Genomic DNA, 23751 nt, shown 5'->3' on the forward strand with positions numbered 1-23751 from the left:
ATCACAGCAGCCATGTGGTCAGGTTGTGCGGCGCGCGCTGTTCGTGAAGCGCCTTGAACCCTTTGACGCAGCGCACGATGAACCAGATCGCCAGCACGGCCAGCATGGGAAAGCCGATAAGGATCAGGGTGAACAGCAGCGAGATGCAGCCGTAAAGGGTGCCGATCCAGAAAGTACGAATCTGATAGCGGTAGTGGTCATCGAGCCACTGCGGCCCTTTGCCTTGGTAGACGTAGGCGATGACCACGCCGATCACGGCGGTGAACCCTGCGGTAATCAGGTTCACCAGAAAGAGGGCGTAGACCACCATCGCCATGGTGGTGTCGGGGCGAGGGCTATGTTCGGAGACGATCTCCCCCTCGATGGGGGGCTCATCATAGTTGCGTTCGTTCATGCGCACTTCCTATCTCGATGATCTATTCAAAATTGATGGCGATCCGCGCGATCTGCCGCTGATAAGGCCCTGGTGGCTCAGCGCCCCGGCCTGCAGATTTCCAGCAGGTTGCCGTCCGGGTCGCGCAAGTAGAGAGAGTCGATGGGGCCGTTGGCGCCTTGACGCGCTACGGGGCCAAGTTCGATCTCGATGCCCAGCGCGTCCAAATGCTGTTTGAACTCGTCCAGCGGGAGCTGGCTGCGCAGGCAGAGATCGAGACTACCCGCCGTGGGCGTTGCCGATACTGGCGCGATGTCGCTGTCGGTTTGATGCAGGCGAAGGGCGCTATCGCCAAGCATCAGATCAACGCGCTGGGCGTCGCGATAGCGTACATCCAGCCCCAGGACGCGCGAGTAGAAGTCGACGGCGCGACCGATATCGGTCACGGTGACCACCAGATGATCCAGACCTGAAAGCATGTCCTGTCCTTCGCTAACGTGAGGGCCACAGTATAACGCGATGCGCAAGCGCTGCCGAAATGCCGACTTAACGCAATGCAGCGGTCATACCACGTTGGCAGTATGGCCTGAAGATACACGCTGTAACGCGCACTGAGTTGAAGAAAACGCCAAGCGTGCAATAGTGAGCGGGGAAAAGCGTTGACTTTGCGCGCTTGATGGCAATAATTGCCGCCCGCCCGGGAGGCTCGACTCCCTTTAAGTGGTCGCTTGAGCGATGCGACATCGAGGTGCTGGGCGGTTCTTTGCTTCTTGTCATTCGTTGGTGAGGTAGGCATGTCGCGGCAACTGTTGGCCATGGCGTTAGCGCCGCTTTTGGGGCTCTTTATTCTGGGGATCGGCAACGGCTTTCTGGCCTCGCTGATCACGATTCGTCTGGACGATGCGGGCGAGTCCGCGACCGTCGTGGGTATCGTGTCGTCGGCCTACTTCCTCGGTTTGGCGCTGGGGGCGCTATTCAACGACCGCCTGCTCTTACGCATCGGCCACATTCGCGCCTACGGCAGCTTTGCCTCCCTCGTCGCCGTTACCGTCTTGTTGCAGGGGCTGTTCTTCGACCCTTGGGCATGGTTCGTATTGCGCCTGATCGGCGGCTGGGCAACGGTGGGGGTGTATCTGGTCATCGAGAGCTGGCTTCTGACCGCGGGTGATCAAAAGGTGCGCGGACGTCTGCTCGCGCTCTACATGATCTCGCTCTACGCCGCTGGGGTCATCGGCCAGCTGCTGCTGGGCGTGACCAGCGCCATGGGCGTCACGGCACCCTTCATGGTCATCGGTATGCTGGCGTCGCTTTCGGTGCTGCCCATGGCGATGATCCCTCGGGTTTCGCCGCTCATCGAACACGCCGAGCCGCTGCCGCCGCACCGTTTGATCACCATGACGCCGACGGGCGTGATGGGCAGCTTCGGTTCGGGCATGGTGGTGGCCGCCGCCTATACGCTCCTGCCGCTCTATCTTCAGCGTATTGGTATGAGTGTTGCGCAAGTGGGGCAGTTGATGGCGGTGGTGATTCTTGGCGCCATGCTGCTGCAGTATCCCATTGGCCGCTGGTCGGATCGCCATGATCGTCAGATCGTGCTGATGGCGATCGCTTCGTTCTGCGTGGTCATCTCGGCGGCGATCTTATGGCTGCCGCTCTCACTGCCGCTTTTGGCGGCGCTGTTATTCCTGCTTGGCGGCGGCGTGTTCGCCCTCTACCCTGTCGCGGTAAGCCACGCCGCCGACCGTGCCCCCGCAGGCGCATTGGTGCGCATGAGCCAGGGGTTGCTGCTGATCAATGCCATCGGCTCGACGCTGAGCCCCATGCTGATCTCTCCCATCATGACGGCCGTGGGCGATGGCGGCCTGTTCTGGTCGTTCGGCGCGCTGAGTTTGTTCTTCGTGCTTTTCTTTGCCTGGCGGCGCAGCGTGCGCCCGGCGCCGGTACCCGTGGCGCCCTTTACCGCCACGGCGCCCATGTCCTCCGTGGGCGCTGAGCTCGTGGTTACCGAAGAGCTGGTGCAAGGGGCGCTGGAGCACGAGCACCTGGAGGATCTCTCGGACGTGGTGCCCGAGGTGGAGGTCGCCGAGCCCGTGGTCGGCCCGCCGCCGCCAGACGAAGAGCACGTGCTTTACTACGACGACGCCGATCTGGCACCGCACCGCGCACCTAGCGAGCGTACTGACGAGACAGGGTAGACCTTTGCCGCATGGTGCGGCCTTGTTCCTGAACCTACCATCGAGCGTTGACGCAACGATCGACGTTACTTCAGCTGAGGTTTGCCATGAATCAATACGCCGCGCCCGTGCGTGATTTTCGCTTCGTGCTCGAAGAGATGCTGGCGCATCGCTCGCTTTCCTTGCCGGGCTTTGATGAGGTCAACGCTGAGCTCGTCGATGCCGTGCTCGAGGAGGCGGCGCGCCTGGCCGACGACGTCTGGGGGCCGCTCAACGCCCTGGGCGATCGTGAGGGCGCGCAGCGCCATGCAAGCGGTGAAGTGACGACACCTTCGGGCTTCGCCGAGGCCTATCGTGCCTACGCCGAGGGCGGTTGGAACGGCATTGGCGTTGCCGCCGAGCTGGGCGGACAGAACCTGCCCGAAGTAGTGGCCAGCGCCGTGCAAGAGATGCTTCACGGCGCCAACATGGCGCTTGGTTTGTGCCCCATGCTCACCGCAGGTGCCATCGAGGCGCTCGCCTACCACGGCAGCGAGGCGCTCAAAACGACGTACTTGCCTGCGCTGGTCGAGGGACGCTGGACCGGCACGATGAACCTCACCGAACCCCAGGCAGGGTCGGACCTTTCCCAAGTACGCACGCGCGCCGTGCCCGAAGGCGATCACTACCGTATCAGCGGGCAGAAAATCTTCATTACCTGGGGCGAGCACGACGCTGCCGAGAACATCGTCCATCTGGTACTGGCGCGCAAGCCCGATGCGCCGCAAGGTAACAAGGGCATCTCGCTATTTCTCGTTCCCAAATTTCTGGTCGATTCGGCGGGGCGCTTAGGCGAGCGTAACGGTGTCGTTTGTGCGTCACTCGAGCACAAGATGGGCATTCATGGCTCTCCCACCTGCACGCTCAACTTCGGCGAGCAGGGCGGGGCGATTGGTTACCTCGTGGGTGAAGAGGGGCGCGGGCTCAATCACATGTTCACCATGATGAACGAGGCGCGCCATAAGGTCGGTATTCAAGGCATTGGCGTAGCCGAGCGCGCCTGTCAGCAGGCTGAAGCCTATGCATTCGAGCGCAAACAGGGGCGGCTTTCGAAAGCGCGCGGCGGTGCCGAGGCGCCGATTGGCGAACATCTAGACGTCAAACGCATGCTGCTTTCCATGCGTGCACGCACCGATGCGCTGCGAGCCTTAGCGCTTTACTGCGCGGGGCAGCTCGACGTTGCCCGGCACGCAAGCGACGCCTTGGTTCGCGCAGCGGCCCAAGCGCGGGCCGAGGTGCTAATTCCCATCGTCAAAGCGTTCTCTACCGATCAAGCCGTGGAGATTGCCTCGTTGGGCATTCAGGTGCACGGCGGCATGGGCTATATCGAGGAGACTGGCGCTGCACAGCTTCTACGCGATGCGCGCATTGCGCCGATCTATGAAGGCACGAACGGTATCCAGGCGCTCGATCTCGCCGGGCGCAAGCTTCAGCGCGATGGCGGTGAGGCGCTCTTCGCGCTCTTGGCCGAGGCGAGCCTTACCGTTGCAGCACTCAATGATAATCCCGCCTTGGCTGGGCTGGGCAAAGCGCTGGCGGCAGGCCTTGATGATCTCGATGCAGCGGCGCGGCGCGTGCTTGCCGAAGGCCAAGACCCCGAGCGCGGCCAGGACGCCGTCCAGGCCTATGCTACGCCGTTTCTCTCTTTGGCAGGCCATGTGCTCTGCGCCTGGCAGATGGGCCAGGCCGCACTCTGCGCCGAGGCGGCCATGGCTTCGGGCTCGCAGGACCCTTTCTATCGCCAGAAGCGCGCCAGCGCCGAATTTGCCCTGACCCAGTGGCTGCCACTAGGCCGCGCGCAGCGCCAGCTCATCGAGGCAGGCTGGGCGTGCCTTCAGTTCGACGCTCCATGAGCTAACGACGGATTTCCAAAATACACGATACCCAAACGGAGGCACCATGAGCGAAGCAGTCATCGAACGGTTAGACAACGACGGCGTGATCACGCTGACCATCAATCGTCCCAAGGCGCTCAATGCCCTGAACGGCGAGGTGCTTAGCGCCTTCGCCCAGGAGCTCGACGCGCTAGAAACACACCCGCGCCTGCGCGCCGTGCTGATCACCGGCGCCGGGGAAAAAGCCTTCGTCGCCGGTGCCGACATCACCGAGATGCGCACCAAGACACCCAGCGAAGCGCAGGCGTTTGCCAGCCAAGCGCTCAAGACCATCAAGCGTTTGGAGGCGCTGCCGGTGCCAGTGGTGGCGCTGGTCAATGGCTTCTGTTTGGGGGGAGGCTGCGAGCTGGCGCTTGCCTGCGACTGGGCTGTCGCTAGCGACAACGCCGTTTTTGGTCAGCCGGAAGTGCTTCTGGGAGTGATCCCCGGTTTTGGTGGTACCCAGCGCCTGCCGCGTCGCGTTGGCCCTGCCATGGCGCTGGATCTGGTCACCACCGGGCGTAAGATCGACGCCCAAGAGGCCCTGCGCATTGGCTTGGTCAACCGGGTCATGAGTCAGGCAGCGCTTGCCGACTACGCCGAGGAGCTCACTGCCCAGCTCAAAGGCAATGGGGCTCAGGCCGTACGCTTTTCCAAACAGGCGGTGCACGACGGCATGGACCAAGACCTCGATAGCGCCCTGGCGCTGGAAACCAGCCTCTTCGCGCTCTGCTTCGCCGGAGACGAGCAGAAGGAGGGCATGAGCGCCTTCGTCGAGAAGCGTAAGCCTAATTTTTAGAGTGTGCTGTGACGCCTGTCAGACGACGGAGGTCATACCGCCGTCGACGAAGATATTTTGGCCCGATACGAAATTCGAGGCATCCGAACATAGATACACTAGGGTGCCGACCAACTCGTCGACGTGCCCCCAGCGCTTGGCGGGGGTACGCTTCTCTACCCACTCATTGAAGGTGGGGTCTTGCCATAGCGCGGTGTTCATCTCGGTTTTGAAGTAGCCAGGAGAGATGCAATTCACTTGAATGTTGAAGCGGGCAAGGTCGGCGGCCATACCTTGGGTCAAAAGCACGACGCCACCCTTGGTGGCGGAGTAGGGGGCTATGGTCTCGCGTGCCAATTTCGACTGTACGGAGCCGATGTTGACGATCTTGCCCGAGCCGCGTTCGCTCATGGCGGGCGTCAAGGTGCGAGACACGTAGAACAAGCTCGATAGGTTGGTCGCGACCAGCGCATCCCAATCGTCTGTCGCGTACTCGTTGAAGGGCGCGCGCCGTTGGAGCCCGGCATTATTGACCAAGATGTCCGGCACGCCATGTTCGGCCATGAGTGCCTCGATGGCGTCGCGAGTCGCGCTTGCATCGGTAACGTCGAAGCTCACGGCCTCGACGCGTGCGCCCGTTTCCTGGGCAATGGCGCGAGCCTCTTCTTGCACCCCCGCAAGATCACGTCCATGGAGCACGACGTGTGCACCGCTTTCAGCCAAACCGCGCGCTAGCGCATTGCCCAGGCCGCGTGATGATCCCGTCACCAACGCGAGCTTGTCGCGTATGTCGAAGATTGTCGCCTGCATCAACACCTCCCATTAGCCGCTGTTAGAACAGTAAGAAGATCACGTAAGCAAAGACGAAACCGACCACCGATTCGAGTGCCTGTTGCACCGTCCAGGTTTTGAGCGTGGTCTTGACGTCCATGTTCAATAGGCGGCCAACGAGCCAGAAGCCCGAATCGTTGACGTGCCCGGCAAAGACCGAGCCTGCCGCCGTTGCCAGCGTGATGGCGACGACCTGCATGGCACTGAAATCCGCGCCAATCACGGCGGGCGCCATGAGCCCTGCTGCGGTTACCAAGGCCACGGTCGCCGAGCCCTGAGCCAGGCGTAGAATGACGGCGATGAGATAGGCGGCGACGATGACCGGAAGCCCCAGATCGCCAAGCGAATCGGCGAGGGCATCACCGATGCCCGAGGCGCGCAGTACGCCGCCGAACATTCCCCCCGCGCCGGTGATCAGTACCACCGAGCAGATGGGGCCAAGCGATGAATCCAGGACTTTTTCCAGCGCGCTGCCAGATACGCCCCGGCGCTGCCCCAGTACCAGCATTGCCACGAGGGCTGAAATGAGTAGCGCAATGGGCGTGCTGCCCAAGGTACTCAGCAGTTGGAACCAAGCGGCGTCTTCGGAGACGGCGCCGAGCGAGCGCAGAAAGTCCAGCCCCGTGTTCATGAAGATCAGCAGCAGCGGCAGCATCAGCATCAAAAGGACCGTACCCACGGCAGGCGGGTTGCTGATCTCTTCGTCGCTGACCTCGCCGAAGAGCGTGCGGCTCAGCGGGAAGGGGTGGCGCTTGGCTACGACCTTGCCCCATAGATACCCCGAAAACCACCACATGGGAAAAGCCAGTACGACGCCGGTGATCAACAAAAGCCCGAGGTTGGCTTGGTAGAATTCGGAGGCCGTGACGGGGCCTGGGTGGGGCGGAAGGAAAACGTGCATGACCGAAAAGGCCGCTGCCGCTGGCATGGCGTAGAGCAGCAGCGGGCCGCCAAGGCGGCGTGCCACCGCAAAGATGATTGGCAGCATGACGATGAGGCCCGCATCGAAGAAGATCGGAAAGCCCATTAGCAGTGAAGCAACGCCAAGCGCCAGCGGTGCACGCCGCTCACCAAAGAGCGCCACCAGCTTGTCAGCCAACACTTGGGCGCCGCCCGAGTGCTCTACCAGCTTGCCGAGCATGGCCCCCAGCCCCACGAGCAATGCCACGGCACCGAGGGTAGAGCCAAAGCTATCGACCAGCGTAGGCACGATGGCATCGAAGGGAATGTTGGTCGCAAAAGCCGTCAGCAAGCTGACCACGATCAGCGCTAGAAACGCATGCACCTTGAATTTTATGATCAATATCAACAGCAGCAGTACCGCTACTGCCGCGATGCCCAGCAGCGGCCCTGCCGACATCGTCTGCGTCCATCCTTCCATAGTGCGCTCCCGAGAGTAACGGTCGTAAAGCCCTTGGCTTATGAAGCTCTGCCAAGCGGATAAAGTATCAAACGTTATGTTATCGGTAACATGGTAGCGTCATAGGCCGCACGGCTTACACACGACCTTGGTTTAATCCAGCATTGGAGTACACTGTCGAAAATTTTTTGGAACAGTGTCATGGCCTTGAGTGCAACGCCCTATAAAATCGACGTCAATCTCACCGATCTCGATCGTAACGTTTACGAGACCCTGCGGTTTACCGTGGCACGCCACCCTTCAGAGACCGAGGAGCGGTTGGTCACTCGCCTGATCGCATATTTGCTGTGGTATAGCGAAGCATTAGGCTTCGGGCGGGGGCTTTCGGACGTCGATGAGCCAGCGCTGTGGGAGAAGAGCCTGGACGGCCGCATACTGCACTGGATCGAAGTGGGGCTTCCGGATATCGAGCGCCTGACGTGGTGCTCGCGCCGAGCCGAGCGGGTATCGCTACTGGCCTATGGTCGTGTCGATTTATGGGAGAGCAAGCAGTTAAGTGCTGCTAGTGCGCTTGCCAACGTGCATGTGGCGGCACTGCCCAATGACGCTTTGGAGACGGTCGCGCGCGATTTGCCGCGCTCGGTCGAATGGGCGGTGATGATCAGCGATGGCGAACTCTTCATTACCGATGAGCGCGGCCAGCACGAGATCACCCCACGCTGGCTGCTGCGCGATAGGGAGCAGTAAAAGGCGCTTTAAGCTTACACGCTTCAAGCATTTTTCCCTATATACACTATGCTTAGAAAGCAGCGAGAGGCAGCCGAGGCTGCCTTCTTTCGTAGAGCAATTGGGGCAATCATGCAGATGCCCCTTCACGGATAACCGTAGGTAAAGCAATCAGCTCCCCTCGCAGCCAGGAAAATGCCTTAGACAAATCGCCTTAGAAGATAGCTTGCTAGCGGTTTGTCGCGGGAGCTAAAATCGAATAAATATACAAGCAAAAATGTTTGTTGTGGTTAGGGTAACGTTCGCCACGACGGCTACTTCTTCTCTTTTTCTCAAGGAACGAGGCATGACGACACCTGTGAACCTGTCCAAGGCGCTGCTACCCATCGTTGCGGTCGCCGGTATTCTGCCGCTTTGTGCCTCTGCCGCCGACGACGGTACCTTCAATGTCATCATCGAAAATGACGGCATGATCAGCAATGACGATGGCCATTTCACCAGCGGCTTCGAGCTCAACTGGACGTTTGCTCCTGAGGCAACGCACTGGACTCAGCGTGTGGCTGAGGCGTTGCCCAATGGTGTTATCCAGCGTGCTGATCGGGCTTCGTACCGTTTGGTTCATCAAATCTATACGCCGGACGACATCGAAGATCCGCAGTTGATCGAAGACGACCGTCCCTATGCGGGCTTAGTGTATGGCGGCATCTCGCTATATGAAGATTTGCCTATCACCAGTGACTGGCTGCAGGCGACCGATTTGCATCTGGATGTGGGGTTGGTTGGTCCCTCCTCGCAGGCCGACAGTATCCAGCGCGAAGTACACCGTATCACTAGCAGTGACCGGCCGCGTGGCTGGCAACATCAGTTGAGTGATGAGCCGATCGTCAATCTCAACTGGCGGCGCCAGTGGTGGCATTCGAGTCCGCTTGCTGGCAAGCAGTTCGCTCATGGGCCGAGCGTAGGCGTGGCGCTGGGTAACTTCTACACCTATGCCAGTACCGGCTACAGCGTACGCTGGGGGGACGATGCGCAGGGCATTCCAACCCTGACGCCGAATCCCGGCAGCCGCCACTTTCTGACCTCGCCCAGCGGCTGGCAGTGGTATGTGTTCGCCAACGTAGAGGGCTACTACATGGCGCACAACCTGACCTTGGATGGCAACGTTTTCTCCAACAGCCATTCGGTAGACCGCAAGGAGTGGGTGGGCGACGTGTCGGCCGGGCTTGCCATCGCATGGGAAGACTGGCAGGTGACCTACTCGGCGCTGCAGCGCACTCGCGAGTTCGACGGTCAGGAAAACCAGGACAAGATCGGCATGATCACGCTTTCCAAGCGCTTCTGAGCCTGAGAAGAGTCCATGACAGGCAAGCAGCGCTACCCTCGCACTCCCGATGGCCGCTATTTCGTGGCCAAAAATCGGCTCTGGCGCTGCACCGACCCGCGTTTGGACGAAGACGAAGCGCAAACCTACGTCAACGAGCTAATGAGTGCCCGCCGTGCGGTTAAAAGCGCCAAACAGCAAGAGGACGATGCTGCGCTAAAAAAGGCGCGCGCTGCGGTGCAGCGAGCCAAGGTGGCGCTGGGTGAGCGCGGGCCGGTCTGGTGGGATGATGGGGCGCCCGACGAAACCGGGCGCGCTCCAGAAAATAGCTCTTATGCGAAGTGGTGGCATGAGCAGCGCTAGAGAGCTGGCGCTATACCTCGTTTGACTCCTCTCGCTCGCGCTTTATACTCCCTCGCGAATAAAAATGAAACTCGTTACTTTCATTCGCTTGGGGTCTTCCATGTCTTACCGCTCGTTCGAAAAGCGTCGGCTTGCTTGCGCTGTGTCCGCTGCTTTTGCATTCATTGCGCACCATGCCGTAGCGCAGTCTACTTCACCCCAGTCAGACAGCGTCGTGCTGGATACCGTAGAGGTCACCGCCGAAAGCGGAGGCGTTTATGGCTATATCGATGCCACGCGTGAACCTCGCGTAGGTAAGCTTGACGTACCGCTTGCCGAGCAGCCGTTTTCCATGTCGGTGATCGATCAAGACTTCATGCGCGATACCGGGGTAAGAAGCATCCAGGATGCATTACTCTATACGCCTGGGGTGCACGCCGGTAACTTCGGGTTCGACACACGTATCGACGGTGCTAAGGTGCGCGGCCTCAATGCCGCTCGCTACCTGGATGGGCTGCGCCAGCTCTATGGCTCTTACAATAGCGTTCGTAGCGACCCTTACGCACTCGAAAGCGTTGAAGTGCTGCGTGGACCTTCGTCCATGCTCTATGGTCAGGCGGATCTGGGCGGCATCATCAATGGTGTATCCAAACGCCCTCAAGAGACGCACCGTGGTGAAATCTGGGCCCAGTACGGTTCGAACGACCGTCAGCAATTGGCCTTCGATGTAACCGGGCCCGTCGATGAAAACGGCGAGTTTCTCTACCGCTTAGTGGGGCTTGCGCGCGATAGTGATACGCAGGTGGATCACGTTAGTGACGATGCCTACTTCATCGCACCGTCGTTTACCTGGCGCCCTAGCGACGAGACCGAGCTTACGCTGCTGCTCAACCGCCAGCGGAGTAAGAGCCAAGTGTCAGCACAGTTTCTGCCCCAAGTGGGTACGCTGACACCGGGGTCGGAAGGCTATATTGGCTCGCACCGTTTCGTTGGTGAGCCTGGATGGGATCGCTACGACGGGGAGAAAACCGAGACGACGCTGCTTATCGATCAACGGCTAAGCGATGCCTGGACCTTTTCGGGCGCGGCGCGCTATACCGAGTCGAGCACGGAGACGCGCGAACATTGGGTCGATATTCCCAGCGTGCCGGATGCCAACGGCGAGGTAAGCCGGACCATCTTCATGGCGGACAACCAGACGCGTATCTTCAATTTCGATGCCCAACTGCGCGGTGAATTTGCGCTAGGCGCCACCGAGCACACCCTGCTGATCGGGGCCGATCGTCAGGATGCTCGCTGGTCTGAAGAGAACTATGCCTCCGTGCCCGGCGGCGGCGGGCGATTCGATATCTATCAGCCACGCTATGGCAACCTCAACCTGGAGGTGTTGAATCCGACCGACCGCCCCGATAACGAGATCGAGCAGATCGGTCTTTATGTCGCCGATCATATCGAGTGGGGCCCCGTGGTGCTGTCGGCGGGGTTACGACGTGATTGGGCCGAGAATCGCACGCTGGCGGTATCAGGCCCGGATACGATCAGCGACGAAGCCGAAACCACCGGCCGCGTTGGCGTGATGTATCGCTTCGATAATGGCTTCTCGCCCTATGTGAGCTACGCCGAAGCGTTCGAAATGAATCTGGGCAGTGACGGTACCGAAAACCCCAGCCCTTTGAAGCCCACCACGGGGGATCAGGAGGAGATCGGCTTCAAGTACGTGTCGCCGGATGAGACGCTGGCCATCAGCGCGGCCTATTTCGATATCACCCAGAACAATCGTATTAGCGATGGCGCAACGCCGGGCGGCGTCGAGCAGGTCGGCGCCAGAGTCGATGGCGTGGAACTACAGCTGAACAAGCGCTGGCAGGCTTTCGAAACCCAACTGGCCTATACCCGTCTCGATGCGCGCAATGAGAGCACTGGACTGCGTCTACCCTACGTTGCCGAAGAGCAGGTTTCCTGGTGGAACCGGCTGTACATGGGCAGCAACTGGCGTGTTGGCGCTGGCGTGCGTTATATCGGCGACAGCGTCGGCGCCAGCGAAGCACCGGTCATTCCTTCTTATACGCTCTACGATGCAATGGTGGGCTATACCCTGGACAAGTGGGACTTCTCGGTCAATATCAACAACCTGACCGACGAAGAGTACGTCACTTGGTGTCGTTATGAAGGCGGTGACTGCGGCTACGGTGATCGCCGTACCGTTATGGCGAACGTGCGCTACCAATTCTAATGAGAATCTAGCATCGTCTGATAAATAGCCAACGCAAGAAGGCCCCAAAGGGGGCCTTCTTGCGTTTGGAGCAGCGTCTATCAAGCGTCGGGACCAATCTTGTCCTGGGTCTTATGTTTGAAGTCGCTCGCGTCGTGGCGTTCGTGCAACTGCTCGCTTGGCTCGCCGAAGCTGCGATTTACCATGCGCCCGCGCTTGACCGCAGGGCGGGCATCTATTTCATCGGCCCAACGAAGTACGTTCTTGTAGGTATGCGCCTCCAAGAACTCAGCGGCATCGTAAACGCGGTTTTTCACTAGCGCCCCATACCAGGGGTGAATCGCCATGTCGGCAATGGTGTATTCATCACCGGCCATGTAGCGGTGTTGCGCCAAATGTTGGTCGAGAACGTCGAGCTGGCGCTTCACTTCCATGGTGTAGCGGTCGATAGGGTACTGGTATTTCTCCGGCGCGTAGGCGTAGAAGTGACCAAAGCCGCCGCCCAGAATCGGGGCGCTTCCCATCTGCCAGAAGAGCCAGGAGAGGCACTCGGTGCGCTTGGCAGGATCGCTTGGAATGAAGGCGTCGAACTTCTCTGCAAGATAGAGCAGGATCGATCCTGACTCGAAAATACGCTGCGGCGGCTGAACGCTGTGGTCCATCATCGCTGGAATCTTGGAGTTGGGGTTTACCTCGACGAAGCCGCTGCCGAACTGGTCACCTTCGCCGATATTGATCAGATAGGCATCGTATTCGGCCTCTTTTATGCCTTTCTCCAGCAGCTCCTCCAGCATGACTGTGACCTTGACGCCATTGGGCGTGGCCAGCGAGTAGAGCTGCAGCGGGTGCTTGCCGACGGGGAGAGCTTTTTCGTGGGTCGAACCTGCAATAGGTCGGTTGATATTGGCAAACTTGCCGCCGTTACCGGGTTCCCATTTCCATACGCGGGGTGGGGTATAGGTTGGATCGCTCATGGTGTCCTCGCTGTTGGCGGTGATAGAACCGGTGATAGAACGCGCGTCACGCTTTGGTGAGTACTCAATGGGGGTGCGTTGGCGCTGCTACAAGTGTAGGTTAGCCTTTAGCGTGTTAATTACCTGCTCGTCGGTACCGTCGGTGGGCATTTCACAGTAGTGGGAGCTGAAGCGATGCGTACCCTTGGGATTATTGGTGGGATGAGTTGGGAGTCTACTCAGAGCTACTATCGAGCGCTCAATGAAGGTGTTAAGCAAGTGCTGGGTGGCTTTCATTCAGCCAAGCTGGTGCTTGTCAGCGTCGATTTTGCCGATATCGAAGCGCTGCAGCGGGAAAACGACTGGCAGAAAGCAGGCGAGCAATTAGCCCAGGCGGCGAGGCAGCTCGAAGCGGCAGGAGCCGAAGCCCTATTGCTGGCGACCAATACTATGCACAAAGTGGCCGAAGCGATCGAATCGGCTACGCCCCTGACTTTTTTGCATATCGCCGATGCCACGGGTGAGAAGCTAATGGAGGCTGGGGTTACCCGCGTTGGACTTTTGGGGACGCGTTTTACCATGGAGCAGGCATTTTACAAGGAGCGCTTGAGTGAGCGCTTTGGCATGGAGGTGATCGTACCCAGCGATGCCGAGCGCGACGAAGTGCATCGCGTGATCTATGAGGAGCTTTGCCAGGGCGTAATAGAGAAGGCGTCACGTGTGCGCTATCTCGACATTATCGATAACTTAGCCGCCCAGGGAGCGCAGGCGGTGATTCTAGGCTGTACAGAGATCGCGCTTCTTGTGCAGCAGGTTCATACGAAGGTGCCGCTTTACGATACCACCGCCCTGCATGCGCAGAAGGCGGTGGCTTGGTCGCTCGAAAGGTGAGCTAAAGGCTAATCGAAAGCGATGCGCGCTTTTTGTAAATTAGTGCGTAAGGTAATAAGTTCATCGCGCATTTTTCTAAGCGCATCGTGGGGCATGCCGCTGGCTTTGACGATGCAGTTGGGCAAGTCGCGTGCCTGCTCCTTTAGCTGCCGCCCTTGTTCGGTTAAGCGTAGCTCGACGACGCGTTCGTCCTGTTTGGAGCGCTGACGAGTGATGAACTTTTCGGCTTCAAGACGTTTGAGGAGAGGGGTAAGGGAGCCTGGATCGGTGAGAAGGCGCTTGCTGAGCATGCCAACCGTGAGGCCCTCTTCTTCCCAGAGCACCATCATGACCAGGTACTGAGGAAAGGTGAGATCGATTTTTTGTAGTAGGGGCTTATAGGCTTTGGTCATCATCAGCGAAGTAGAGTGCAGCGCAAAACAGACCTGATGATCTAACGTCAATGGCCAGGAGGGTTCATTGTGGTCAGGAGTTGTAGACATGGGAGTCCCCTTATATAGATCAATAAGTACCACTGTAGTTAGAGGGTCAAATATCGCCAAGGCAAACTAGCACGAGAGGATTGTCTTCTTGCCACTATAGTTGAGCCAAATAATTAATCCAATCAAAACTAGTATTTGAAAAATATATTATGCTGCCTTTGAGATCAATAGTTTGCTTGCACGCAATTAAATGTTACTGGTAACATGTGTGATCGAAATGGTTACGCATTTTCGGTAGGTAATTATCGATTTTTTTCACTATAAATATTTCAATATTTATTAGGATAAGTGCCTTATTTAGTAATTTTTGAATATTTTAAAGCCGTTATTTTGCATGCAATTTAAATGCGAAATATTATAAATTAGCTTATCGGAGGTTTTTTGTATGCATCGTCCGTCGTTTCGTATTCTCGTCATGGGCGTTTCTGGATGTGGTAAATCCTTGATAGGGCAAGCATTGGCCGATGCGCTGGATGCGACCTTCATCGACGGTGACCGTTATCATGCGCCCACGAGCATAGCCAAAATGGCCAGCGGTACGCCACTCACCGATGATGATCGTCTCTCTTGGCTCACTACGCTGGCGGGCATGTACCGCGACTATCGACTGCGCGACGAGTCGGTCGTGATCGCCTGTTCGGGACTAAAAAAACGCTATCGCGACCTATTGCGTCAAGGCGACGAGGAGCTACGAGTGCTATTTCTCGAAGGCGATCGAGCGCTGCTCAAATCGCGCTTGGATAGCCGAGCGGGCCATTTTTTCAAAGGCGATGCCATGCTAGCCGATCAGCTCGAGACGCTGGAAGTGCCTAGTGAAGCTGAAGCCGCTACCGTCTCGATTGCTTTGACACCGGAGACCATCGTTGCTCGCTTCATCGAAACGCTGGGGCTATCGAACGGAGTGGCCGTCGCCGAGTAGTGCTAGTGGCCCAAGGTAAATGTGAGCAGGGTGAATGTGGTAGGCTCCCAGAGTCATCTGCGCCTTGGCAGTGCCAGGGCGGTATCGCTTAAGGCCACCCTTTGAAGAAGAAACGACCCACACTGCAGGATATCGCCGACTGCGTCGGGGCGACCAAAATGACGGTTAGCCGCTGTCTGCGCGACCCCGACAGCGTCTCGCCTAAGCTGCGCGAGCGCATCTTCAGCGTTGCCGAGCAGATTGGCTACATTCCCAATCGCGCGCCGGATCTACTGGCGCGTGCGACCAGCCGCTCCATTGGCGTGCTAGTCCCCTCGCTGACCAATCAGGTGTTCGCCGAGGTTATCCAGGGCGTAGAGCAGGCCACCGAGCCTGCAGGCTACCACCTGATGCTGGCGCACTACGGCTATAGCGAAGAGCTGGAGGAGCGCAGCCTCGCCTCACTACTCTCTTACAACGTCGACGGTGTTATTTTGTCCGATCGCCAGCATACGCCGCGCACGTTACGGATGCTCGAAACGGCGGGCATCCCCGTGGTCGAGATCATGGATACTTACCTTCCTGCGCTTCAGCAGGCCGTGGGCTACGATAATCAGCAAGCGGGCTTCGATATGGTCAAGGAGATGATCCGTCGGGGGCGGCGGCGAATCATCTATCTCTCGGTACGCCTGGACGAGCGTAATCATCAGCGCGGCGAAGGCTATCGTTTGGCGATGCTGGCGCATGGGTTAACGCCGATCATTCTGCACAGCCGCCAGCGCTCCTCCTTCAGCGTCGGTGGTGAGCTGCTCGACCGGGTGCGTCGTGAGTACCCTCACGCCGATGCCATCTTCTGTACTAACGACGATGTCGCGGTTGGCGCCTATTTCGAGTGCCTGCGCCAGGGCGTAGCGGTGCCCGAGGAGATGGCCATCGCCGGTTTTCATGGTCACGACATTGGTCAAGCCATGTCGCCCAGGCTTGCCAGCGTCGTGACGCCACGCAAAGCGATCGGTGAAGAGGCAGCCAAGGCATTGCTCTCCCGGCTGCGCGGAGAACCCATACGCTCACCCATCATCAATTTGGGCTATCGCATCGAAGTAGGAAACACGTTAGGAGCGACTGGTGACGACACCGCGCAGGCGCTAGAGTAGCTCCTTTATTAGCGAAGGAAGCCCGTCATGCATATCAGCCACCTCTTCGTTTATCCGGTGAAATCCTTGAAAGGCATCGGCGTAGAGGCAAGCGTTCTCCACCCCGAGGGGCTCGCCTGGGATCGACGCTGGATGCTGGTGAACGAAGAGGGCCACTTCGTGACCCAGCGCCAACTTCCAGCCCTGGCCGCTATCGCAACGGCATTAACCGAGACGGCGCTCGTGCTCTCGCATCCGCGCGGCGGTGCCATCGAGGTGCCGCTAGCCGAGCCGCAGGGGCCGCTTCGCGATGTGCAGGTATGGAAGAGTCATTGCAAGGCTTTCTCCGAAGACGCTGCGGTCAACGCTTGGCTTGCAGATGTCTCGGGCGAGGCCGGGAGAGGCCTTGCGCTCGTCCGCTTTGCGCCTGCCTTTCCTCGCCCGGTCGAGCCCGATTTTCTCAACGGTCAGCGGGCGACGACCTACTTTGCCGATGGCTATCCGTTTTTGATAGCGACTCTGGGTTCGCTGAAGGCGCTAAACGCAGCGCTCGATGGGCGTGGGCAAACGAGCGTAGGCATCGAGCGTTTTCGTCCTAACATCGTCATCGACGGCGCGGCGCCTTGGGCCGAGGACAGTTGGCAGCGTCTATCGGTACAGTCTCACGAAAATGTTCGCTGGGCGCTGCGCAAACCTTGCCAGCGCTGCAAGATCGTGACCATCGATCCCGCGACCGCCGATATTCCAGTGCCGGGTGAGCCACTGAAGACGCTATTAGCGCTAAAGACCCAGCCTGCGAAGGGCGCCTATTTTGGCCAAAATGCCACGCTCGAAAGGGGAGAGGGCGCGACGCTTCGGGTAGGCATGCAGGTAGCACCTTCGACGTAATGAATATATCGAGAATGAGTAAGCAGCGGTCGGCAGAACGGGCAAATTACGCTACGCTGACCAGTGGGCGTGCCGAGTGCGCGCCCTATTTGCCCAGGGAATTTCCCGTTAGGCTTCAAGACGCAAAAGGAGTGACTCATGGATAGCAAAGCAAGCGCACATTGGGAAGGTGGCCTCAAGGATGGCAAGGGTAAAGTTGCCACCGAAAGCGGCGTTCTGGATGCCGACTACTCGTTCAAACAGCGCTTCGAAGGTGCGCCGGGTACTAACCCTGAAGAGCTGATCGGTGCTGCCCACGCAAGCTGTTTCTCGATGGCACTATCGATGATTCTGGGCGATGCCGGTTATACTCCTACCTCTATCGATACCAAAGCGCGTGTTACCCTGAAGCAGAGCGATGGCGGCTTCGATATCTCCACTATTCATCTCGATGTCGAAGCAGTAATCGACGGTGCCGACGAGGCAGCTTTCAAGAAGGCAGCTGACACTGCCAAGGCCAACTGCCCAGTCTCTAAGGTGCTCAACGCCGAGATCACCATGGATGCCAAGCTCAAGTAATATGCTCGCCTTTTAAATGCTCAAAAGCAGCCCGTTGGGGCTGCTTTTTTATTAGGTACGGCATGATTGGAAAGTTGGAATAGATAATACGCCAAAAGTAAAAGAGCCCCGGCCAATGACCAGAGCTCTTTATCGCTATTTACCTACTTACAATGCTTTGTGTTTGCACGGTAAGCATTGGGGTATTAGCTAGCGGGGTCGCGGTCGTACTCTTCGGCTTCTTCGAGTGCCTCTTGAGTAGCGCTAACACGGATGACGTAATCATCGCCATCTTCGTCTTGGGTCAGTTCGAGCGAATCCCACTCGATAGCGACATCTTTGTCGCCCATGCCCATGAAGCCACCGACACTGACGACGACAGCAACGATTTGGCCGTCTTCATCAATGACAAGATCGCTAATGGTGCCGATTTCTTCGTCATTTTCGACGCTGCTGCGCACGTTGTTGCCGGTTAGGTCATCGGCATGGAAAGTGCCTTGAGGGGCAACGTTCAGATACGTGGCTTCCATGGCGGTAGTGTTCTCTTCGGCGCTGGCGGTGGCTGCCGTCAGGGCAAATGCAGAGGCCATGAGGCTGCCTAGAAGAACTGTTTTAACCGTTTTCATAATGACATGCTCCTTGCGTTCGATGAAGACAAATGTCTGCATGTAGGAAGTGATTAAACTCATTCAATGTATCGAGTTGTTATCACTTCTTCCTTAGCGCTAAAACAAGTTGCTTAGTTTTCTAACGAATGAACTTAGCAAAATGCTTATTTACGCTGTCAGTCGCTTGCCGTTCGGCGACACTTCTCAAGGTAGCTGCTGTGAAGTGGTTTTCAACATCTTTATTTAAATAATTAATGTGGGTTATAAAAAAGGCTTTGAAAGCGCGATGTTGACGCTTATATCGGTGCGCTACGTTTTAACGGGCAGGGTCGAGAACGCCACCCAAGGAAGCATTGCGTCTAAACCATCCTGCAATACTGGCGCGGGGAAGCTGGGTAGGCAGCACCTCGTGAGGGATCTCTTCGGAGAGAAAGCACGCGAAGGTGCCCGCCTGGGGTATCACGCGCGCCACTTCGCGTTCCGGGTCGTCGGCGGCGTAGATCACCATCTCACCGCCGCCCCCTTCAGGCCAGTCGGGGTTGAGGTAGCCCACGGTGGAAATCACTCGGTTGGCGCGACCTTTGAAACTATCCAGATGGCGCTTGTAGAAGGCGCCAACGGGATAGTGGGCGAAGTGCGCTTCATATTCGAGCAGCCCCAGAAAAAGGCTTTGGTTGAGCGTTTGCTGCAGCGCGCCCATGGTTTCCAAGTAGCGCCGCTGGCCTTCACTTTCGCGATCCAGCCAGCGAATCGCATCGCCACGGATGTCTTTACGCAGCACGTGCTGTTGGCCGCGTCCAATACCCGCCTCTTCCAATGCGTCGTGCGCTGCCATTTGTGTCAACTCTTGATGCAAGGTGCGGCACAGGGTGTCATCGAGCACTGCGCGACCCACGTACCAGCCTTGCTCGACCAAAGCGTCGACGATGGCATTTAGCGTACCCGGACGAAAGGCGAGGGAGTCGTTGGCGGCGCTAGCGATCATGTAGAGAATCTCGAGGAGGATCGTTCAGGGAGGCGGTGCAGTGGTCCGGTAGGTTTACGGTAGAGATCGATATCCATGCCGAAACCCTCGGCCAGAAACTCTACCAGCATCATCGCCGAAAGCCCCCAGATGGTATGGCCATCGACGCGGTAGCTCGGCACGTAGTGGGCGCGCCCATCGACGGTGATGACATCGGTGTGGGTGCGCTGGTCGTCGAGAAAATGGCTCAGCGGAACCTCGAAGATGGCATCGAGCTCGCCAGGGTCGGCCACCAGAGTAAGACCTGCTGGAATGATACCGACCCAGGGCGTGACCCGAATGCCGTGCAGCGAGACGATGTCCGAAAGCGGCCCCACTGCTTCGACGTACGCGGGCGGCAAGGCGATCTCTTCCTGCGCTTCGCGCAGCGCCGTGGCGTAGAGATCGGCATCGGCAGGCTCGCGCTTACCGCCAGGAAAAGCCACCTGGCCCCGGTGGGTGCTAAGGTGCGCGGCGCGGCGCGTGAATAATAGCGTCGGCTCGGGACGATCGACGACAGGGAGCAGCACGGCGGCTTCGGGCAAGGTAAGGTGACTAAGACGCTTGGGGGTATATTGCTTAAGGCGCTGGCGCAGAGTGTCTAGCATGAAGGCTCCCGTGAGGACCTCGTTCTTTTACCTAGTGCGCTGGACTTTCGTCAAGAACTTATCAGAACTCGTCGTCAAGAGCGTATTGACGAGTGGCGGTCGAAGCGGGCGTTCAGGCGGTCTATACTGCGCGGCCAGTGCCCATGGGGCAGGCTGGCATGGCGTGAAGGAGGGGGGGGTGGATAAATTCAGACTCAGGCTCGATAAGGCGGCGCGCGCTGCCTGGATGTCTTTCGTCGGTGGCCGGACCCAGGATGAAATCGCCCAGCAGCTCGGGGTTTCACGCCCCGGCGTGCAGCGGCTACTCGCCTTGGCGCGCGAGGAGGGGCTGGTCAAGGTGCGCATCGATCACCCGGTCGCGACCTGTATGGTGCTTGCCGACGAGATCACTTCGCGCTTTGGACTCACCTTTTGCGATGTGGTGCCCGCCGAACTCGCTACGCCAGACGAGGCCGCGCACTATCTTGCCATTGCTGCGTCGCAGCGCTTGATGCGACTCGTCGAGCAGACCGAGCCTTTGACCCTGGCGCTTGGTTCGGGACGTTCGGTGCGCGCGACGGTAGAGGCGATGAGCCATATCGAGAGACCTCAGCACCGCTTCGTCTCCTTAGTCGGTAACATCGCCCGCGACGGCTCCGCCAACCGCTACGATGGTGTGATGATGCTCGCCGACAAGACCGGCGGGGGGCGTTTTCTACTCCCAGCCCCCATCGTTGCCACCTCGCTTGAAGAGAAGCAGGCCATGGCGCGTCAATCGCTCTTTAACGCCATCGCCGAGGTATCGCGTCAGGCGCAGACGGCCTATATCGGTATCGGAAAGATCGATCGTGAGGCCACGCTCTTTCAGGATCATTTTCTCGCACAGGACGAGTTGGAGGAGTTATTGGCTCAGGGCGCCGTGGGGGAGCTACTAGGCTGGCCGCTCGATGCCGAGGGTCGGCTCATCGAGTGTGCCCTGACGGCGCGGATTACGAGCCTTCCGCTGCCGCTGCTGGCGGGTCAAGACCTCGTAGGCCTGGCGGGCGGGTACGACAAAGCGCCAGCGATTCTGGCCGCGCTACGCGGCGGCTGGCTGAAAGGACTGGTGACCGACGACGTCGCCGCGCGGGCGCTGCTGGCGGCTGATGGTTGACGCCTTTATGACGAGCTGCCGTTCGCTTACGACCAAAGTTTAGCCAACTTGGCTTTGCTTTTTTTAGCCCGCTATTCGATCATTTGATTTCTGATTGATCAAATTATCAAAAAGTGATCATGCTCCGGCAAGCGCTAGCAGTAACGAGTGCTTCGCCAACGACAATCGCAACCACAGTTACGAGCGCCATCGCAGCAAGAACGGCTGATGCGACAAAAATAGCGATGCGCGCCAGCGTCGCGACAGTGACGATAACAATGAAGCCAACAACGTACGTCCAAGGAGCCCGCATGAAACCCTCTTCAACTCTGGTGCCGCTGGCAGCGGCCGTGGCCCTGGCGAGTGCTGCCGCCCAGGCCGAAACGATTCGCGTCGCTACCGTCAACAATGCCGATATGGTGGTCATGCAGAGCCTGACCGACGAGTTCGAAAGCGCGCATCCCGATATCACCGTCGACTGGGTCATTCTCGAAGAGAACGTGCTGCGCCAGCGTATGACCACGGATATTGCCACCGGCGGTGGCCAGTTCGACGTCATGACCATTGGTAACTACGAGGTGCCGATCTGGGCCGAGCGTGAGTGGTTGCTGCCACTCACTGACCTGCCTGCCGAGTACGATGAAGAGGATCTGCTGGGGTCGGTACGCGACGGCTTGAGTCGCGATGGCGTGCTTCACGCACTGCCGTTCTACGCCGAAAGCTCGATGCTCTACTACCGCACCGATCTATTCGAGGCGCTGGGCGTCGAGATGCCCGCGCAGCCCTCTTGGGATCAAGTGGCCGAGTGGGCCGCTCGGCTGCACGCCCCCAATGAGGGCACCTACGGCATCTGCCTACGCGGCAAGCCCGGCTGGGGCGAGAACATGGCGTTTCTATCCACGTTGGTGAACACCAATGGCGGGCGTTGGTTCGATATGGAGTGGCAGCCTGAAATCAACAGCGCTGCCTGGCAGCAGGCCATCACCTTCTACGTTGATCTGCTGGGTAACTATGGCCCGCCTGGCGCGAGCGCCAACGGTTTCAACGAAAACCTGGCACTCTTTGCTGGTGGTCGCTGTGCCATGTGGGTCGATTCCACTGCCGCCGCTGGGCGTCTATTCGACCCTGGCGAATCTGAAGTAGCCGACCAGCTTGGCTTTGCGCAGGCACCGGTTGCCGATACGCCCAAGGGAGCGCACTGGCTATGGGCCTGGAACCTCGCGATTCCGGCCTCCTCCGAGCGCGTCGATGCCGCTCGGCAGTTCATCACCTGGGCGACATCGAAGGAGTACATCGCCTTAGTAGGCGAGCGCGAAGGCTGGACCAGTGTCCCGCCGGGAACGCGCGCCTCCACCTACGAAGACGCCCGCTATACCGACGCTGCCCCCTTTGCCGGGTTCGTTCTCGATGCCATCGAAAGTGCCGACCCCAACGATGCCACCCTCGAGCCCAACCCCTACATCGGCGTGCAACTGGTGGGTATCCCCGAGTTTCAGTCCATCGGCACCCAAGTGGGACAAATGATCGCTGCCGCGCTGACTGGGCAGATGAGCGTCGAGCAGGCACTCGATTCGGCTCAGCGCACCGCCGAGCGCACCATGCGCCAGGCGGGCTATTACGATTAGCCCCAAGCCATGGTCGATAAACACGTTTCGTAAGAAGACCGGGCGCCGGGCTCAACGGCGCCCGCGTTCGCCATAAGGGCAATCGCATGCGTACACGAGCTTCAGGGCGCACCGTTGGTGGGCTGCGCTCTCTTTCGCTTCAGGCACCGGCGGTCACGCTGCTACTGATTTGGATGGCAGTGCCGCTGGGGATGACGGTGTGGTTCTCGCTGCAGCGTTATAACCTGATGATGCCGGGCATGGAGCAGTTCGCTGGCCTCGAAAACTACCATTACCTTCTGACCGATCCCGCGCTCTGGCGCGCCATGGCCAATACGCTGATTCTGGTGGCCTCGGTGCTGGCGATTTCGGTCGTCGGTGGCACGCTGCTGGCGGTGCTCTATCAGCAGGAGTTTTTTGGCCGCGGCATTGCCCGCGTGCTGGCGATCTCGCCGTTCTTCATCATGCCGACGGTCAGCGCCTTGATCTGGCAGAACATGATGATGCACCCGGTCAACGGGGTACTGGCCTGGCTATTGGGGCTCTTCGGGCTACCGGCGATTGACTGGTTCTCCTCTTATCCGCTGCTGTCGATCATCATCATCGTCGCCTGGCAGTGGCTGCCCTTTGCGCTGTTGATCCTGCTAACGGCGATACAGTCGCTCGATGACGACCAGGTCGAGGCGGCGCGAATGGATGGGGCCGGGCCCTTGGCGATCTTCTGGCACATTACGTTGCCGCACCTTAAACGCGCCATCGGCGTGGTGGTGATGATTCAGATGATCTTTCTGCTCACCGTCTTTGCCGAAATCTTCGTCACCACGTCGGGTGGACCTGGGCTTGCCACCACCAATCTCGCCTATTTGATCTATCTGCGCGCGCTGCTGGAATTCGACGTGGGCGGCGCATCGGCAGGCGGGGTCATTGCCATCGTGCTGGCCAATATCGTCGCCATCTTTCTCGTTCGCATGGTCGCCAAGAACCTGGCGTCATGAGCGGCTGTGC

General features: G+C 58.9%; 25 protein-coding genes. 15 read left to right on the forward strand and 10 right to left on the reverse strand.

Features of this window, described 5'->3' with window-relative positions; genetic code table 11:
• Position 1 precedes the first annotated feature (1 nt).
• Entirely contained in the window at positions 2-394 is a 393-nt protein-coding gene (locus LLY24_RS05705) for a DUF4870 family protein (protein ID WP_259035322.1), read from the reverse strand.
• Between the two features lie 77 nt (positions 395-471).
• Positions 472-852, reverse strand: a complete 381-nt coding sequence (locus tag LLY24_RS05710) for a VOC family protein (protein WP_259035323.1) — start codon at positions 850-852, stop codon at positions 472-474.
• A 315-nt stretch (positions 853-1167) separates the two neighbouring features.
• Here LLY24_RS05710 and LLY24_RS05715 point away from each other — a divergent pair, with 315 nt between their 5' ends.
• The 3 genes from LLY24_RS05715 to LLY24_RS05725 all read left to right on the forward strand — a co-directional run bounded on the left by LLY24_RS05715 (position 1168) and on the right by LLY24_RS05725 (position 5259).
• Positions 1168-2568: an MFS transporter gene (locus tag LLY24_RS05715; protein WP_259035324.1), complete on the forward strand. Its 1401-nt coding sequence runs from the start codon at positions 1168-1170 to the stop codon at positions 2566-2568.
• An 86-nt stretch (positions 2569-2654) separates the two neighbouring features.
• The gene (locus tag LLY24_RS05720; protein ID WP_259035325.1) at positions 2655-4439 is read left to right on the forward strand and encodes an acyl-CoA dehydrogenase; all 1785 of its coding nucleotides are present in this window, start codon (positions 2655-2657) and stop codon (positions 4437-4439) included.
• Positions 4440-4485: 46 nt separating this feature from the next.
• Positions 4486-5259, forward strand: a complete 774-nt coding sequence (locus tag LLY24_RS05725; protein ID WP_259035326.1) for an enoyl-CoA hydratase-related protein — start codon at positions 4486-4488, stop codon at positions 5257-5259.
• A gap of 18 nt (positions 5260-5277) precedes the next feature.
• Here the strand turns inward: LLY24_RS05725 and LLY24_RS05730 are convergent, their stop codons facing one another.
• Positions 5278-6048 carry a glucose 1-dehydrogenase gene (locus tag LLY24_RS05730; RefSeq protein WP_259035327.1) on the reverse strand — a complete coding sequence of 257 codons (771 nt, stop codon included), beginning with the start codon at positions 6046-6048 and terminating at the stop codon, positions 5278-5280.
• 22 nt (positions 6049-6070) lie between these two features.
• The gene (locus LLY24_RS05735) at positions 6071-7450 is read right to left on the reverse strand and encodes a GntP family permease (RefSeq protein WP_259035328.1); all 1380 of its coding nucleotides are present in this window, start codon (positions 7448-7450) and stop codon (positions 6071-6073) included.
• Positions 7451-7630: 180 nt separating this feature from the next.
• Between LLY24_RS05735 and LLY24_RS05740 the strand changes: the two genes are divergently transcribed.
• The 4 genes from LLY24_RS05740 to LLY24_RS05755 all read left to right on the forward strand — a co-directional run bounded on the left by LLY24_RS05740 (position 7631) and on the right by LLY24_RS05755 (position 12051).
• A complete protein-coding gene (locus LLY24_RS05740) occupies positions 7631-8176 on the forward strand; it encodes a YaeQ family protein (protein WP_259035329.1) in 546 nt (181 codons plus the stop codon).
• Positions 8177-8501: 325 nt separating this feature from the next.
• Positions 8502-9497 (forward strand): lipid A deacylase LpxR family protein, encoded by a 996-nt coding sequence (locus LLY24_RS05745; protein WP_259035330.1) that lies wholly within the window; start codon positions 8502-8504, stop codon positions 9495-9497.
• 15 nt (positions 9498-9512) lie between these two features.
• Positions 9513-9839 (forward strand): hypothetical protein, encoded by a 327-nt coding sequence (locus tag LLY24_RS05750; RefSeq protein ID WP_259035331.1) that lies wholly within the window; start codon positions 9513-9515, stop codon positions 9837-9839.
• 64 nt (positions 9840-9903) lie between these two features.
• Complete coding sequence (locus LLY24_RS05755; protein ID WP_259035332.1) at positions 9904-12051, forward strand: TonB-dependent siderophore receptor; 2148 nt, start codon at positions 9904-9906, stop codon at positions 12049-12051.
• Positions 12052-12131: 80 nt separating this feature from the next.
• On the opposite strand, the gene yghU is transcribed toward LLY24_RS05755, so the two are convergent.
• Positions 12132-13004, reverse strand: coding sequence for a glutathione-dependent disulfide-bond oxidoreductase (yghU, locus tag LLY24_RS05760; protein WP_259035333.1), 873 nt, complete (start codon positions 13002-13004; stop codon positions 12132-12134).
• A 174-nt stretch (positions 13005-13178) separates the two neighbouring features.
• Here yghU and LLY24_RS05765 point away from each other — a divergent pair, with 174 nt between their 5' ends.
• On the forward strand, positions 13179-13874 hold the full coding sequence (locus LLY24_RS05765; RefSeq protein ID WP_259035334.1) for an aspartate/glutamate racemase family protein: 696 nt from the start codon (positions 13179-13181) through the stop codon (positions 13872-13874).
• An 8-nt stretch (positions 13875-13882) separates the two neighbouring features.
• Here LLY24_RS05765 and LLY24_RS05770 read toward each other — a convergent pair whose 3' ends face one another.
• Complete coding sequence (locus tag LLY24_RS05770; protein ID WP_259035335.1) at positions 13883-14356, reverse strand: MarR family winged helix-turn-helix transcriptional regulator; 474 nt, start codon at positions 14354-14356, stop codon at positions 13883-13885.
• A gap of 385 nt (positions 14357-14741) precedes the next feature.
• Here LLY24_RS05770 and LLY24_RS05775 point away from each other — a divergent pair, with 385 nt between their 5' ends.
• The 4 genes from LLY24_RS05775 to LLY24_RS05790 all read left to right on the forward strand — a co-directional run bounded on the left by LLY24_RS05775 (position 14742) and on the right by LLY24_RS05790 (position 17833).
• A complete protein-coding gene (locus LLY24_RS05775) occupies positions 14742-15275 on the forward strand; it encodes a gluconokinase (protein ID WP_259035336.1) in 534 nt (177 codons plus the stop codon).
• Between the two features lie 101 nt (positions 15276-15376).
• The gene (gene gntR, locus LLY24_RS05780; RefSeq protein WP_259035337.1) at positions 15377-16408 is read left to right on the forward strand and encodes a gluconate operon transcriptional repressor GntR; all 1032 of its coding nucleotides are present in this window, start codon (positions 15377-15379) and stop codon (positions 16406-16408) included.
• Between the two features lie 27 nt (positions 16409-16435).
• The gene (locus LLY24_RS05785) at positions 16436-17275 is read left to right on the forward strand and encodes an MOSC domain-containing protein (RefSeq protein WP_259035338.1); all 840 of its coding nucleotides are present in this window, start codon (positions 16436-16438) and stop codon (positions 17273-17275) included.
• A gap of 138 nt (positions 17276-17413) precedes the next feature.
• On the forward strand, positions 17414-17833 hold the full coding sequence (locus tag LLY24_RS05790; protein WP_259035339.1) for an OsmC family protein: 420 nt from the start codon (positions 17414-17416) through the stop codon (positions 17831-17833).
• A 185-nt stretch (positions 17834-18018) separates the two neighbouring features.
• Here the strand turns inward: LLY24_RS05790 and LLY24_RS05795 are convergent, their stop codons facing one another.
• From LLY24_RS05795 to LLY24_RS05805, 3 genes are all read right to left on the reverse strand, one after another.
• The gene (locus tag LLY24_RS05795; protein WP_345799639.1) at positions 18019-18402 is read right to left on the reverse strand and encodes a PRC-barrel domain-containing protein; all 384 of its coding nucleotides are present in this window, start codon (positions 18400-18402) and stop codon (positions 18019-18021) included.
• 334 nt (positions 18403-18736) lie between these two features.
• Complete coding sequence (locus tag LLY24_RS05800; RefSeq protein WP_259035341.1) at positions 18737-19405, reverse strand: 2OG-Fe(II) oxygenase; 669 nt, start codon at positions 19403-19405, stop codon at positions 18737-18739.
• Positions 19402-20031: a CoA pyrophosphatase gene (locus LLY24_RS05805; protein WP_259035342.1), complete on the reverse strand. Its 630-nt coding sequence runs from the start codon at positions 20029-20031 to the stop codon at positions 19402-19404. The genes LLY24_RS05800 and LLY24_RS05805 overlap by 4 nt, the downstream gene beginning before the upstream one ends.
• A 178-nt stretch (positions 20032-20209) precedes the next feature.
• Between LLY24_RS05805 and LLY24_RS05810 the strand changes: the two genes are divergently transcribed.
• Positions 20210-21163: a sugar-binding transcriptional regulator gene (locus LLY24_RS05810; protein WP_259035343.1), complete on the forward strand. Its 954-nt coding sequence runs from the start codon at positions 20210-20212 to the stop codon at positions 21161-21163.
• A gap of 106 nt (positions 21164-21269) precedes the next feature.
• Here the strand turns inward: LLY24_RS05810 and LLY24_RS05815 are convergent, their stop codons facing one another.
• Positions 21270-21455 (reverse strand): hypothetical protein, encoded by a 186-nt coding sequence (locus tag LLY24_RS05815; protein WP_259035344.1) that lies wholly within the window; start codon positions 21453-21455, stop codon positions 21270-21272.
• Here LLY24_RS05815 and LLY24_RS05820 point away from each other — a divergent pair.
• A complete protein-coding gene (locus LLY24_RS05820) occupies positions 21454-22767 on the forward strand; it encodes an ABC transporter substrate-binding protein (protein WP_259035345.1) in 1314 nt (437 codons plus the stop codon). The two genes, LLY24_RS05815 and LLY24_RS05820, sit on opposite strands and share 2 nt — an antisense overlap.
• An 86-nt stretch (positions 22768-22853) precedes the next feature.
• The gene (locus LLY24_RS05825; RefSeq protein ID WP_259035346.1) at positions 22854-23741 is read left to right on the forward strand and encodes a carbohydrate ABC transporter permease; all 888 of its coding nucleotides are present in this window, start codon (positions 22854-22856) and stop codon (positions 23739-23741) included.
• Positions 23742-23751: the final 10 nt, after the last annotated feature.

The organism is Halomonas dongshanensis (assembly GCF_024790395.1).
GTDB lineage: Bacteria > Pseudomonadota > Gammaproteobacteria > Pseudomonadales > Halomonadaceae > Vreelandella > Vreelandella dongshanensis.

Coding starts and splice junctions, on each gene's coding strand:
- LLY24_RS05705 (WP_259035322.1), bottom strand. CDS start 394: ATGAACGAACGCAACTATGATGAGCCCCCCATCGAGGGGGAGATCGTC.
- LLY24_RS05710 (WP_259035323.1), bottom strand. CDS start 852: ATGCTTTCAGGTCTGGATCATCTGGTGGTCACCGTGACCGATATCGGT.
- LLY24_RS05715 (WP_259035324.1), top strand. CDS start 1,168: ATGTCGCGGCAACTGTTGGCCATGGCGTTAGCGCCGCTTTTGGGGCTC.
- LLY24_RS05720 (WP_259035325.1), top strand. CDS start 2,655: ATGAATCAATACGCCGCGCCCGTGCGTGATTTTCGCTTCGTGCTCGAA.
- LLY24_RS05725 (WP_259035326.1), top strand. CDS start 4,486: ATGAGCGAAGCAGTCATCGAACGGTTAGACAACGACGGCGTGATCACG.
- LLY24_RS05730 (WP_259035327.1), bottom strand. CDS start 6,048: ATGCAGGCGACAATCTTCGACATACGCGACAAGCTCGCGTTGGTGACG.
- LLY24_RS05735 (WP_259035328.1), bottom strand. CDS start 7,450: ATGGAAGGATGGACGCAGACGATGTCGGCAGGGCCGCTGCTGGGCATC.
- LLY24_RS05740 (WP_259035329.1), top strand. CDS start 7,631: ATGGCCTTGAGTGCAACGCCCTATAAAATCGACGTCAATCTCACCGAT.
- LLY24_RS05745 (WP_259035330.1), top strand. CDS start 8,502: ATGACGACACCTGTGAACCTGTCCAAGGCGCTGCTACCCATCGTTGCG.
- LLY24_RS05750 (WP_259035331.1), top strand. CDS start 9,513: ATGACAGGCAAGCAGCGCTACCCTCGCACTCCCGATGGCCGCTATTTC.
- LLY24_RS05755 (WP_259035332.1), top strand. CDS start 9,904: ATGAAACTCGTTACTTTCATTCGCTTGGGGTCTTCCATGTCTTACCGC.
- yghU (WP_259035333.1), bottom strand. CDS start 13,004: ATGAGCGATCCAACCTATACCCCACCCCGCGTATGGAAATGGGAACCC.
- LLY24_RS05765 (WP_259035334.1), top strand. CDS start 13,179: ATGCGTACCCTTGGGATTATTGGTGGGATGAGTTGGGAGTCTACTCAG.
- LLY24_RS05770 (WP_259035335.1), bottom strand. CDS start 14,356: ATGTCTACAACTCCTGACCACAATGAACCCTCCTGGCCATTGACGTTA.
- LLY24_RS05775 (WP_259035336.1), top strand. CDS start 14,742: ATGCATCGTCCGTCGTTTCGTATTCTCGTCATGGGCGTTTCTGGATGT.
- LLY24_RS05785 (WP_259035338.1), top strand. CDS start 16,436: ATGCATATCAGCCACCTCTTCGTTTATCCGGTGAAATCCTTGAAAGGC.
- LLY24_RS05790 (WP_259035339.1), top strand. CDS start 17,414: ATGGATAGCAAAGCAAGCGCACATTGGGAAGGTGGCCTCAAGGATGGC.
- LLY24_RS05795 (WP_345799639.1), bottom strand. CDS start 18,402: ATGGCCTCTGCATTTGCCCTGACGGCAGCCACCGCCAGCGCCGAAGAG.
- LLY24_RS05800 (WP_259035341.1), bottom strand. CDS start 19,405: ATGATCGCTAGCGCCGCCAACGACTCCCTCGCCTTTCGTCCGGGTACG.
- LLY24_RS05805 (WP_259035342.1), bottom strand. CDS start 20,031: ATGCTAGACACTCTGCGCCAGCGCCTTAAGCAATATACCCCCAAGCGT.
- LLY24_RS05820 (WP_259035345.1), top strand. CDS start 21,454: ATGAAACCCTCTTCAACTCTGGTGCCGCTGGCAGCGGCCGTGGCCCTG.
- LLY24_RS05815 (WP_259035344.1), bottom strand. CDS start 21,455: ATGCGGGCTCCTTGGACGTACGTTGTTGGCTTCATTGTTATCGTCACT.
- LLY24_RS05825 (WP_259035346.1), top strand. CDS start 22,854: ATGCGTACACGAGCTTCAGGGCGCACCGTTGGTGGGCTGCGCTCTCTT.